Origin of the sequence: Variovorax sp. J31P207 (assembly GCF_030316965.1) — a bacterium.
In the GTDB taxonomy this organism is placed as follows: Bacteria; Pseudomonadota; Gammaproteobacteria; order Burkholderiales; family Burkholderiaceae_C; genus Variovorax; species Variovorax ginsengisoli_B.
Genome location: NZ_JASZYN010000003.1, coordinates 1 through 11,892, shown reverse-complemented (window position 1 = coordinate 11,892; position 11,892 = coordinate 1). Strand labels below are relative to the sequence as shown.

The following is an 11,892-nucleotide window of genomic DNA, read 5'->3' as shown; positions in this document are numbered from 1 at the left end:
CGCCGGCTGGCGCACGCGTCGCCCGGCCTCACTCGAAAACGATCACCCCTCGCGCATTGCGTCCTTGCGCCAGGTCCTCGAAGGCCTGCGGCGCTTCGTCGATGCGATAGCGGTGCGTGATCAACTCGTCGAGCTTCAGCTTGCCCGCCTGGTAGAGCGCCAGCAGGCGCGGGAAGTCGTGCCGCGGCCGGGTCGAGCCGTAGTAGCTGCCCTTGATGCCCTTCTCTTCCAGCGCGAAGCTGGCGGTCTTGAGCGTGGTCGTATTGGTCGGCCCGGCCAGGCCCACCACGATCGCCATGCCGCCCTTGCGCAGGCAGCCATAGGCCTGGGCGACGATCTCGCCGTGGCCGACGCATTCGAAGGCGTAGTCCGCGCCGCCGCCGGTCAGCTTGCGAAGTTCCTTGACGACGTTCTCCGACTTCGAGGCGTCGATCACGTGGGTGGCACCGAAGACCTTGGCCAGCTCCAGCTTGCTGGCCAGCATGTCGACCGCGACGATCATGGTCGCGCCGGCGATCTGGCAGCCCTGCAGCGTGCTCAGGCCGACGCCGCCGGCGCCGAACACGACGCAGATCGAGCCCGGCTCCACCTTGGCCGTGTTGCAGGCCGCGCCCCAGCCCGTCATGACGCCGCAGCCGACCAGCGCGCAGCGGTCGAGCGGCACGTCGGCCGTGACCTTGACCACGTTGTTCTCGTGCAGGGTCGCGTATTCGGCCATCACGCCGCAGCCGCCCATCACGTTGAGCGGCTGACCGTTGGCATCGCGGGTGCGCGGCTGGCCGCCCGGCAGCGTGTAGGGCGTGGTGTTGCCCATGTCGCAGAGGTTGGGCTTGCCGCTGGTGCAGTAGCGGCAGCGGCCGCAGGTGTTGACGAAGCTGCTGATGACATGGTCGCCGACCTTCAGGTCGGTCACGCCCTCGCCCGCCTGGAACACGACCCCCGCGCCCTCGTGGCCGAGGATCACCGGTGCGGGCAGCGGCAGCGTGCCGTTGGTCACCGACAGGTCGCTGTGGCAGACACCGCAGGCGCCGACCTTGATCATCACTTCGCGCGGACCGGGCGGATCGACCAGGATGTCCTCGACATGGACCGTCACGCCGTCGGCGCGGAAGACGACGGCTTTGGAGCGCATTTGCATGGTTTGAATCTCGTGGTTCTGGAACATGGAGGGGGCCGGCTTCAGCCGACCATGGTCTGAGGAGTCGTGAATTCGAGCAAGCCCTCGATGCCGTTCTCGACACCGACGCCCGACTGCTTGCGGCCCGCGAAAGGCGATTGCGGGTCCAGCAGGTGCACGCTGTTGATCCACACCGTGCCGACCTCCAGGCGCGCACCGATGGCCCGCGCCTGCGCCAGGTCGTTCGACCAGACCGAGCCGCCGAGGCCGAACTCGGAGTCGTTCGCTCGGCGCACCACCTCGTCGACATCTGAAAAGCGCAGCAGCGGGACGATGGGGCCGAAGGGCTCCTCGACGACGACGCGCGCATCGTCCGGTGGGTTGTCCACCACGGCCGGCGGGATGAAGTAGCCCGGCCCGTCCGGCACCTCGCCACCGGCGAGGAAGCGGTGGCCGGCCGCGTGCGTGGCGGCGATCAGTTCCTTCACCCGCTCGTACTGCGGGCGGTTCTGCACCGGCCCGAGCATCACGCCCTCCTGCGTTCCGGGACCCATCGGCGCCGCCCTGGCCGCTGCGGCGAAGGCCTGCGAGAAGGCGTCGTAGATGGCATCGTGCACATAGATCCGCTTGGCCGCGATGCAGACCTGCCCCGAGTTGAGGAAGGCGCCCATGAAGAGCTTGCGCGCCACCTTCGGCACGTCGACATCGGGCATCACGATCGCGGCGTCGTTGCCGCCGAGCTCCAGCGTGAGGTGCTTGAGCGTCGGCGCGGCAGAGGCCATCACGCGCCGGCCGGTGGCGGTCGAGCCGGTGAAGGCCACCTTCGCGATGCCGGGGTGCGCGGTCATCCAGGGCCCGAGCGCGTCGCCGCCGCAGAGCACGTTGAGCACGCCGGCCGGAAACAGATCGGCCGCGAGCTCGCCCACCCGCAGCGTCGCGAGCGGCGTGAAGGGCGACGGCTTGAGGATCACCGTGTTGCCCGCCAGCAGCGCCGGCGCGAGCTTCCACACCGCGAGCGTGAGCGGGAAGTTCCACGGCGCGATGGCTGCGACCACGCCGAGCGGCACCCGGCGGGTCGACCAGTTGACCCCGGCCTGATCGGTGCGCTCGGCGACGGGCAGCGACATCTTCGCGACGCTGCGCAGCCAGTGCACGCAGCCCAGCAACTCGGCCTTGGCCATCGCGAGCGGCCTGCCCTGCTCGCGCGTCAGCAGCAGCGCGAGTTCATCGGCGTGTTCCTTGATGCGCGCGCCCAGCGCTTCGAGCCGTTCGCGCCGCAGCTCGATGGGCGTGCGGCTCCAGGGCTCGAAGGCCGCGCGCGCGGCCTGCACGGTGGTGTCGAGCAGTTCCCGGGTGCAGTCGGGCACCTGGGCGATGACCTCTTCTGTCGCCGGGTCGCGCACCGGCAAGGTCGCGGGCAGGTCGAGGAGCTGGCCGTTCGAAAGCGGCCTGAAAGTCGATGTCATGGTTTCCTTGGTTTTCTGTGATGCAACTCGTTGGGCGCCTTACGGTTCGACGACGTTGAACATCGAATCGAACTCTTCCAGCATGCGCAGCAGGCGCAGCACGCTGGCGGCATCGCCATCGACCTCGATCCGGCCTTCGGCCACCAGCCGCTCGAAGGCGGCCGGCAAGCCGGCGCTGTCGGACTGCAGCGCGGCCAGCGCAGCACGCTTCAGGCTCACGCGCGCCGTCGCCGTGCCCTGCACGGTGCCGGGCAGATAGGTCAACGTCGCGTTCTCCAGCCGCATGGCCCAGCATTCGCCGGTCTCGGGGTTCGCCCATTCGATGGTCAATTCCGCGCCTTCGGCCTGTTCGGCATCCAGGCGCACCGCCATGTGGTCGAGCAGCAGTTCGATCGGCAGCACCGACACCAGGTCGCGGCTCACGTTGCGGCGCCGCACCTTCGGCACGCCGTGGCGCAGCTCCTGCGCGCCCAGCAGGAAGGCATTGCGCCAGGTGGCGGACTCGGCCGCGAAGCCGAGTTGCTCCAGCGCATCGGCGCACAGCGCGCGCGCCTCGACGTTGTGCGGCTCGGCGAAGACCAGATGGTTCGTGACCTCGGCCACCCAGCGGTACTCCCCACGCTCGAAGTCCTTGCGCGCGCGCGCCAGCAGCGCTTTCGCGCCGCCCATGTACTCGACATAGAGCGGCCCCGACTGTTCGGGCGGCAGCGCATGCAGGTGCGCCGGGTTGCCGTCGTACCAGCCCAGGTAGTGCTGCACGATCGACTTCACGTTGTGCGAGATGGTCCCGTAGAAGCCGTGGTTCGCCCAGGGCGCGGCGAGCGAGGCCGGCAGCTTCATCGCCTCGGCCACCTCGATGCCGGTGAGGCCGCGGTTCATCAGCCGCACGCTCTGGTCGTGCAGGTGCTTGTAGAGGTCGCGCTGGTGGCGCAGGTAGGCGCGGATCTTCTGGTTGCCCCAGGTCGGCCAGTTGTGCTGTGCGAACACCACGTCGGCGGTCGGTGCGTAGCGGTCGAGCGCCTGGTCGAGGTAGCGCGACCACAGCCGCGCATCGCGCACCTGCGCGCCGCGCAGGGGGCAGAGGTTGTGCATCGCCTGCGTGCCGATCTCGGCCGTGTTGAGCGCGCGCAGTCCCGGGAAGTGCATGAACATCTCCGAGGGCGCCTCGCTCTCGAGTGCCAGGTGGAAGATGATCTCCACGCCGTCGATCACGTGCGTCTCGGTCTCCTGCTCGATGGTGCGGGTCGGCGGGATCAGCGTCGTCGTGCCCATCGGCACCGCCTTGCCCATGCCGCAGTCGACCTGGCCGCAGGCATTGCGCGGCAGCATCACGCCGAACTGGAACATCGCGCGCCGGCCCATCGCATTGCCGGCCAGCACGTTTTCCGAGACCGTGTGCCACATGAAGCCGCGCGGCGCGACGATCGGCACGCGCCGCACGATCGCGTCGGCCTCGTCGAGCACGCCGCGCGCGCCGCCGAAGTGGTCGGCGTGGCTGTGCGTGTAGATGAGGCCGGTCACCGGCCGATCGCCGCGGTGCGCGCGGTAGAGCGCGAGCGCCGCCTCGGCCGTCTCCGACACGGTCAGCGGATCGATCACGATCACGCCGGTGTCGCCCTCGATGAAGCTGACGTTGGAAACGTCGAAGCCGCGCACCTGGTAGATGCGCTCGGTCACCTCGAACAGGCCGTGCACGTTGTTGAGCCGCGCATGCTTCCACAGGTTCGGATGCACCGTCGGCGCCGGCTCTTCGTCTTCGAGGAACTGGTAGTCGCGCAGGCTCCACACCACGCGGCCCCGGCCGTCGACGATGTGCGCGTCCGGAATGGTGGCGATGAAGCCGCGGTGGGCGTTCTCGAAGTTCTCTGCGGCATCCGGAAGCGGGGCCGGCGGATCGGTGATGTTCATGGGAGGGGTCTTTCGCTGCGCGCAGCCGCCGTGGATGGCATGGAGTGAATCAGCCTCCCGCAGCGCGACATCCACCCGGATCGGGGGGGCGGGGAAACCCCGCCGGCGCTGGCCGGCCTTCCACCCGTGCGGGGTGGGGCCATCCGGGCCGCGTCGCCCGACCATTCACCCCTGCGCAGACTTCGCCCGGCTGGAGACAAACGGCATCGAGACGGGGTTGCGTTCCCCCTCCTCGCCCACCCTTCGACGAAACAAGGATTCCACGTGAAGAAGCCCTTCCGCCTCGCATCGGCCGCCCTCGCGGTCGCCCTGCTCGCCGCCGTGCCGGCCCATGCCGCCACGCCGCTCGCCCAGGCCCACAACCCCTATCTCGCGCAGTCGTACAACAACCAGACGCACTGGGACGACGCCGCCTCCGACAGCACCGACATCGCTGTGCCGCGCGGCTTCTTCGAGGTCACGCCCGAGTCGGTGCAGCTGATCCCGAACGAATCGGTCGGCCTGCCCTCGATGAGCGACACCGTCGCCGGGCAGGAGATCCAGTGGTGGTGGTCGGGCTTCGGCCTGCGCAAGGTGAAGGCCGCGGGCGGCAAGCTGGTCGAAATCGCGCGCAGCGACATTCCGGTGAAGCTGCCGAACTTCGCGCCCGTGAGCGCCGAGGAGCGGCGCGCGCAGGCCGCCGCGATCCAGAAATTCATCGAAGCCAGGGACGAGAAGGGCCTGCTCGATTACGTGAAGTCGCAGCCCAACCGCGTGGCGACGGCATCGTCCGACCAGGTCGCCAATGGCGCGGTGTACGCGGTGCTGACGCGTGACGATGCCTTCATCGGCTGCAACGGCCGCCAGGTGTTCCGCATCGACCAGCAGGACCCGAAGAACCCCGCCTCCGGCATGAAGCCGGCGCGCTTCACCACCCTGCCCGCCTCGCTGTTCGACAACGAGCGCGCCCGCGCCAAGACCCGCCTGCCGGGCGACATGTCCTTCGGCATGGGCATGAGCTTCAACGGCTACCTGGTGATCAACACGCTGGGCGGCAAGGTCATCACGCTGAACCGGGAGACGCTCGAGATCATCGACACCTACACCACCGCCGGTGCGGACGAGTCGTTCATGAACAGCTTTGCCACCGGTCCGGAGGCCAACGGCGGCGCGGTGTACGTCGCCTCCAACACGACCATGTACCGCCTGGTGGTCGATGCCAACGGCAAGATCCGCGACGACGAGGCCAGCGGCGCCTGGGCCGCGAAGTACGACCGCGGCATCCAGATGCCCTCGCCGAAGATCGGCGACGGCACCGGCTCGACGCCGACGCTGATGGGCTTCGGCCCGGACGAAGACAAGCTGGTGGTCATCACCGACGGCGCGAAGAAGATGCGGCTGGTGTCGTTCTGGCGCGACGGCATGCCTGCCGGCTGGAAGCAGAAGCCCGGCACGCAGTCGCCGCGCATCGCCGACCAGATCGAGGTCGACATGGGCCCGGGCCTGGACATCGTGCAGTCGGAGCAATCGGTTTCGATCTACGGCGACCAGGCTTTCGTGGTCAACAACATCCTGACCAGGGAAGAGCCCCAGCTCAGCCACGACAGCTACTACGTCAACCTGGTCAACGGCGCCACGCGCCCCGGCCCGGTCGGCGCGGCCGGCTTCAAGTGGGACAACCGCAGGCACGCCTGGACCCAGCAATGGGCGCGCAACGACGTCTCGTCGATCTCGGTGGTGCCGATGATCAGCGGCGGCAGCCGGATGGCCATCATCGACGGCTACTTCGCCGGCCACTGGGGCGACCGCCACCACATCGGCATGGACCTGGACACCGGCAAGACGGTGATGAGCATCCGTACCGGCACCAACCCGATGTTCAACGGCATGTACGCGCCGGTGAAGGTCGATTCCGAAGGACATCTGCTTTACGGCATGGCCTTCGGCATGGTGCGCATGGACACCTCGAAGATGAAGCGCATCGAGCCCTGAGACGGGAAGTCTGTCCAGCCGGATTTGCCCGCCCCCCGCGCCGGGGGGTCGGCGGCGGCGCAACGCTGCGCATCCTGCGCGCATGAAGACCTCTTCCTCCCCCAAGCCCTCCCCATCCATGAACGACGAATCGACTCGCCTCGCCCCGCGCGGCATGCCGCTGACCCTGCGCTCGCCATGCCCGGACCGTGATGTCCGCGCCTTCCTGCGCTGGCTCAACCTGGCGCCGGCACGGATCGAGAACCGGTCCGTGCCCACGCAGCGCAAGCTGTGGCGGCTCATGGCGCTGGCGCTCGGGCGCCGCCCCCGGGTGGCTTCGGTCACGCATCGCACGATCGCCGGGCCCGGTGGCCCGATCGAGCTGCGGATCTTTTCCGCCCACCCGTCGAAAGAACCGCGGCCCGCTTTCCTGTGGTGCCACGGCGGCGGCTTCATCGTCGGCGGCCTGGACTCGGGCGATTCGATCTGCCGCAGCATCGCGCTGGCCACGGATTGCGTGGTCATCGCGGTGCGCTACCGGCTCGCGCCCGAGCATCCCCTGACGGCGGGCCGCGAGGACTTCCTCGAAGCCCTCCACTGGGTGGCCCAGTTCGGCGCCTGTCTGGGCATCGATCCGGACCGGCTCGCGATCGGCGGCGATTCGGCCGGCGGCAACATCTGCGCGGCGGTCGCGCAGCACACCGTGCGTCACAACGGCCCACGCCTGAGCCTGCAGGTGCTGGCCTATCCGGCCACCGACCTGGTGGCGGAGTTTCCCTCGCTCGAGGAGAACGCGAGCGGCTTTCTGATCAGCCAGCGGCTGTTGCGCGGGGTCGTGGCGCACATCGGCGAGATTCCCGATGCGGACGACCCGTGGCTCTCGCCGCGCCGCCAGCCTGACCTGCGGGGCCTCGCGCCCGCGATGGTCATCAGCGCCGGCTTCGATCCGATCCGCGACGACGGCCTCGACTATGCCGCCCGCCTGCGCGCCGCCGAGGTGCCGGTGGACCTGCTGCACTATCCCGGGCAGGTCCACGGCTTTCTCAATTTCGACGCGCTGATCGACGCCGGACGCGACGCGCTGCATCGCATCGCCTGCGCATTGAACAAGGCCTTCAGCGGCGACGCCGCACCGGACCGCACCATCGAGGTCGCCGACGCAGCCCCCGCGCCGAAGGCCTGGCCCCTGCGACCCATCACCGAACTGCTGATGACCTCGCTGACCGGCTGGGCCACAGCCGAGCGTGTCTGGCTGACCTTGTTCGGCCGTCTCTCGCCGACCACCGACCAGGCCGCGCGCCGGCTGCTCGAATCGCGTCTCGTGCCCGGCGACTTCCTGCGCCGCAGCGCGGCGGCGCAATCCCATGCGCTCGAGGCGCGCCAGACCTGGCCGCACGCAACCCGCCTGCCATGCGCGACGTCGCGGCAGCCCCATGCATCTTCTCCGCCATCCGCAGCGGCGAGCGCCTCGCATCGCCTCACCCCACGGAAGCGGTCTCCCAAGGAAAGAACCCCATGATCCCCAAGCAGATCCTCGACCCCCTGGCGATGTGGCGCGACGCCATCGATCGTCTCGAAGGCAGCGTCAACAGCCTCAGCACGCGCAACATGGAGTCGGAGCAGTTCTCGCAGGCGCTCGCGATCATGCTTCGCGCATCGCTCGGCACGCACCACCTGTTCGACAAGAACACGGCCCGGCTCTACGAGCGCCTGGGCTTGCCAAGCCGCAGCGAGGTGCAGGAGATCGCCGCCGGCCTTCGCCGCATCGAGGACAAGCTCGACATGCTGCTGCCGCCGCCCGCGCCGGTGCATCGCCCTGCCCGCACCAGGCGGGCACCGAAACGGAAGGGCGAGCCATGAACACGGCCGTCAAGGCGGACGACGCGTCGCTCACGCAACGCCTTCGGACCGAAGTCGACCGCGCCATCCAGCGCAGCTTCAAGGGCCTCGAATACCTCGGTTCGCCCGCCCCTGCCGTGGGCACCACGCCGCGCAGCCTGCTGCACCGCCGCGGCACGCTGGGCCTGTACCACTACCACCCGCAAAGCGCGGAGGTGTATCGCGTGCCGCTGCTGCTGGTGATGGCGACCACCAACAAGAGCTACATCTTCGACCTGGCGCCCGGCCAGAGCCTGATCGAGTTCCTGCTCCGGCGCGGCTACGACGTCTACGTGATGGACTGGCATGCGCCGACCGCCGACGAGAAGCGCCTGAAGATCGAGGACTACACGCTCGACTTCATCCCCGACTGCATCCGCCGCGTGCAGGCGCACTCGGGCGAGCCGGAGGTCACGCTGGTCGGCTACTGCATGGGCGGCGTGCTGTCGACCATCTACGCCGCGCTGCACCCCGACGGCCCGCTGAAGAACCTGGTGTGCTTCACCACGCCGATCGACATGACGAAGATGACGGTCTTCCAGTCGATGGCCGACAAGCGCCACTTCGATGTCGACCGGCTGGTGGACACGCTCGGCAACGTGCCGTCGCGGGTGGTGATGGGCGCTTTCGAGGCGCATCGCCCCACCAGCCGCATCGCCGCGCAGATCCGCCTCTGGGACAACATGTGGAACGACCAGTACGTCGAGGGCTACCGCAAGATGGACCGCTTCGGCGCCGAGACGCTGCCGCTCGCGGGCGAGTACCTGCGCCAGACGGTCAAGGAGCTGGTCTGGAAGAACCGGCTGCACGACAACACCCTGCGCATCGGCGGGCGCGTGGTCGACATCCACGACATCACCGTGCCGCTGCTGCATGTGGTCGCGCAATACGACCACCTCGTGCCCCCTGAATGCGCCGCCCCCCTGGTGGCCCAGGCCGGCTCGCGCGACAAGGAAGAACTCATGCTGCCGGGCGGACACGTCAGCCTGGTGGCCGGCCCCAATGCGGTCAAGCGCATGTGGCCGGCACTCGATCAATGGCTTGGAAAGAGATCCGAATGAACGACATCCACACTCCCCGCGCCTATCCGCGCAAACACCTGGTCGGCAACGCGACTGTCGAGGTCGAGTTGCTGCAGCCATCGGACGGCGCCGACATCGCCCGCTTCGTGCAGAAGCTGCCCACGCACGACCTGCTTTTCGTGCGGCGCGACGTGAGCCATCCGAAGGTTGTCACCGCGTGGCTCGATGCGCTGGGCGAAGGGCACATCAGCAGCCTCGCGGCCCGCGCCGACGGCGAGATCGTCGGCTGCACCGCGGTGGTGACCGATCCGCGCTCCTGGTCGCGCCACGTGGCCGAGCTGCGCGTGATGGTCTCGCCCGCATGGCGCGGACTCGGCCTCGGGCGCCTGCTGACGCAGGAGTGCTTCGCCCTCGCGCTCGGCCTGGGGCTGGAGAAGCTGTACGTGCAGATGACGGTCGACCAGCGCTCCGCCATCGCCGTGTTCGAAGAGCTCGGCTTCCGCGCCGAGGCGGTGCTGCGCGACCACGTGAAGGACCGCGACGGCACGGCCTGCGACCTGGCCATCCTCAGTCACCACATCGCCGAAGTGCAGTCGCGCTTCGAGGTCTACGGCGTGGCCGACGCGCTGGGCGGCTGATCGCCCCATTTCATTTTTTACAAAGACGGAGACACACCATGCAACTCACACAAACGCTGCGCCGCACCGCGCAGATCTTCCCCCGCCGCACCGCCACGGTGTTCGGCGAACGGCGCCGCAGCTGGTCCGAGACGGCCAACCGCGTCGCACGCCTTGCAGGCGGCATCGGGGCCATGGGCGTCGAGCCCGGCGACCGCGTGATGGTCCTGGCCAGCAACAGCGACCGCTACATCGAGACCGTCTTCGCGGTGCTGTGGGCTGGCGGCGTCGTGGTGCCGGCCAACACGCGCTGGGCACCGGCCGAGCATGCCTACGCGCTGCAGGACTGCGCGCCCGCCCTCTTCATGGTCGACCAGGACTTTGTCGAGATGGCACGCAAGCTGCCCGGCGTCGAGCCGGGACGCACCATCTACATGGGTGACGACGCGCAGGCAGGACTCGCCTCGTACGAGTCCCTGATCGCCGACAACGCGCCGCTGGCCGACCGCGCGGGACAGGGCCAGGACATGGCCTGCATCATGTACACCGGCGGCACCACCGGCTTCCCCAAGGGCGTCATGCTGTCGCACGACAACCTGACGATGGCCACGATGAGCTTCGCGCTCGAATGCCCCTACGAGCAGGACACGGTGTTCCTGCACGTGGCGCCGATGTTCCACCTGGCCGCGATGAGCTCGATGCTGAGCTACACGGCGGCCGGTGCCACGCAGGTGATCGCACCGCGCTTCGACCCCGCGCTGGTCTGCAACCTGATCGCCACCGAGAAGGTGAACATGACCCTGATGGTGCCGACGATGATCGACTTCGTCGACCGCTACCTGCAGGCCGTGCCGACCGACATGCGTTCGCTGCGCAAGATGATCTACGGCGCTGCGCCGATCTCCGAGGCGCTGCTGCAGCGCCTGATGAAGAGCCTGCCCCATGTCCAGCTCTACCAGGGCTACGGCCAGACCGAGATGGCCGGCGGCGTGGTCGTGCTGCGCCCCGAATTCCATGCGCTCGAAGGGCCGAACGCGCGCCTGCTGCGCGCAGCGGGGCGCTCCAGCCCGGCGACGGAAATCCGCATCGTCGACGAGAAGATGAACGAGGTGCCGCGCGGCACGGTCGGCGAGATCGCGGCGCGCGGGCCGACCGTGATGCTGGGCTACTGGAACAAACCGGAGCAGACGCGCGCCGCCATCGTCGACGGCTGGCTGCGCAGCGGCGACGCGGCCCGCATGGACGACGATGGCTTCATCTTCATCGTCGACCGCATGAAGGACATGATCGTCTCGGGGGGCGAGAACGTGTTTTCCGCCGAGGTCGAGAATGCCCTGTCGCGCCATCCGGCGGTGCTGGAGTGCGCGGTGATCGGCATCCCGCACGCGCAGTGGGGCGAGGCCGTGCACGCGGAATTGCGCCTGCGCGACGGTGTCGAGGTCGACGAGGAGGCACTCAATGCGCATTGCGCCGAACTGATCGCCAATTACAAGCGGCCGCGCTCTTACAACTTCCGCAAGGAGCCTATGCCGCTGTCTGCCGCTGGGAAGATTCTCAAAAATGAACTGCGCAAGCCTTATTGGGAAGGGCGGGAGCGGCATATCGCCTGAGCTTGTGCATGTGCTTGGTGGGGGTGCGCGTCGCGGCTGGGGGTCTGGGTCTGGGGCACGGGCTCCTACCAGGGCGGTCGGCGCTTCGCGCCGACTCCGCTGCGGTGCTCGTCCGGGAGCGGTGCCGCAGAACTCGCTACGTGCCCCTTCGGTGCACTGCGCTCAGACAGCTGCGGCAAGCCAGTCAACGATGCGCGTGCTTCGCACGCGCCCGCCCCCGGACTGCGCTCCTCGCCGCCCCGGAAGTCGCCCATGCCCCAGACCCAGACCCCCAGCCGCGAGGTGACGTTGCGCTTGATCGGAGGGGAAACCGCACACCGTTTC

At 68.8% G+C, this 11,892-nt stretch carries 9 protein-coding genes; 6 read left to right on the top strand and 3 right to left on the bottom strand.

Annotation, left to right across the window (positions count from 1 at the left end):
• Positions 1–28: 28 nt before the first annotated feature.
• From QTI68_RS11140 to QTI68_RS11130, 3 genes are read right to left on the bottom strand one after another with little or no spacing between them, the layout of a single operon-like run.
• On the bottom strand, positions 29–1,138 hold the full coding sequence (locus QTI68_RS11140) for a zinc-binding dehydrogenase (RefSeq protein WP_286521605.1): 1,110 nt from the start codon (positions 1,136–1,138) through the stop codon (positions 29–31).
• A 41-nt stretch (positions 1,139–1,179) separates the two neighbouring features.
• Entirely contained in the window at positions 1,180–2,583 is a 1,404-nt protein-coding gene (locus tag QTI68_RS11135) for an aldehyde dehydrogenase family protein (protein ID WP_286521603.1), read from the bottom strand.
• A 39-nt stretch (positions 2,584–2,622) separates the two neighbouring features.
• The gene (locus tag QTI68_RS11130) at positions 2,623–4,491 is read right to left on the bottom strand and encodes an alkyl/aryl-sulfatase (protein WP_286521601.1); all 1,869 of its coding nucleotides are present in this window, start codon (positions 4,489–4,491) and stop codon (positions 2,623–2,625) included.
• A gap of 264 nt (positions 4,492–4,755) precedes the next feature.
• On the opposite strand from QTI68_RS11130, the gene QTI68_RS11125 reads away from it, so the two are divergent.
• The 6 genes from QTI68_RS11125 to QTI68_RS11100 all read left to right on the top strand — a co-directional run bounded on the left by QTI68_RS11125 (position 4,756) and on the right by QTI68_RS11100 (position 11,568).
• Positions 4,756–6,462: a hypothetical protein gene (locus QTI68_RS11125; protein WP_286521600.1), complete on the top strand. Its 1,707-nt coding sequence runs from the start codon at positions 4,756–4,758 to the stop codon at positions 6,460–6,462.
• An 82-nt stretch (positions 6,463–6,544) separates the two neighbouring features.
• Positions 6,545–7,960 carry an alpha/beta hydrolase gene (locus tag QTI68_RS11120; RefSeq protein ID WP_286521598.1) on the top strand — a complete coding sequence of 472 codons (1,416 nt, stop codon included), beginning with the start codon at positions 6,545–6,547 and terminating at the stop codon, positions 7,958–7,960.
• Entirely contained in the window at positions 7,957–8,301 is a 345-nt protein-coding gene (locus tag QTI68_RS11115; protein ID WP_286521597.1) for a hypothetical protein, read from the top strand. Before QTI68_RS11120 ends, QTI68_RS11115 begins: the two co-directional genes overlap by 4 nt.
• Positions 8,298–9,380 carry an alpha/beta fold hydrolase gene (locus QTI68_RS11110; protein WP_286521596.1) on the top strand — a complete coding sequence of 361 codons (1,083 nt, stop codon included), beginning with the start codon at positions 8,298–8,300 and terminating at the stop codon, positions 9,378–9,380. The genes QTI68_RS11115 and QTI68_RS11110 overlap by 4 nt, the downstream gene beginning before the upstream one ends.
• Positions 9,377–9,979 carry a GNAT family N-acetyltransferase gene (locus tag QTI68_RS11105; RefSeq protein ID WP_286521595.1) on the top strand — a complete coding sequence of 201 codons (603 nt, stop codon included), beginning with the start codon at positions 9,377–9,379 and terminating at the stop codon, positions 9,977–9,979. Before QTI68_RS11110 ends, QTI68_RS11105 begins: the two co-directional genes overlap by 4 nt.
• Positions 9,980–10,017: 38 nt before the next feature.
• Positions 10,018–11,568: a long-chain-fatty-acid--CoA ligase gene (locus QTI68_RS11100; protein ID WP_286521594.1), complete on the top strand. Its 1,551-nt coding sequence runs from the start codon at positions 10,018–10,020 to the stop codon at positions 11,566–11,568.
• Positions 11,569–11,892: the final 324 nt, after the last annotated feature.

What these genes read in the sequence shown, in the direction of transcription:
- QTI68_RS11130 (WP_286521601.1), bottom strand. Translation starts at nt 4,491, where the DNA reads ATGAACATCACCGATCCGCCGGCCCCGCTTCCGGATGCCGCAGAGAAC.
- QTI68_RS11100 (WP_286521594.1), top strand. Translation starts at nt 10,018, where the DNA reads ATGCAACTCACACAAACGCTGCGCCGCACCGCGCAGATCTTCCCCCGC.
- QTI68_RS11105 (WP_286521595.1), top strand. Translation starts at nt 9,377, where the DNA reads ATGAACGACATCCACACTCCCCGCGCCTATCCGCGCAAACACCTGGTC.
- QTI68_RS11120 (WP_286521598.1), top strand. Translation starts at nt 6,545, where the DNA reads ATGAAGACCTCTTCCTCCCCCAAGCCCTCCCCATCCATGAACGACGAA.
- QTI68_RS11115 (WP_286521597.1), top strand. Translation starts at nt 7,957, where the DNA reads ATGATCCCCAAGCAGATCCTCGACCCCCTGGCGATGTGGCGCGACGCC.
- QTI68_RS11110 (WP_286521596.1), top strand. Translation starts at nt 8,298, where the DNA reads ATGAACACGGCCGTCAAGGCGGACGACGCGTCGCTCACGCAACGCCTT.
- QTI68_RS11140 (WP_286521605.1), bottom strand. Translation starts at nt 1,138, where the DNA reads ATGCAAATGCGCTCCAAAGCCGTCGTCTTCCGCGCCGACGGCGTGACG.
- QTI68_RS11135 (WP_286521603.1), bottom strand. Translation starts at nt 2,583, where the DNA reads ATGACATCGACTTTCAGGCCGCTTTCGAACGGCCAGCTCCTCGACCTG.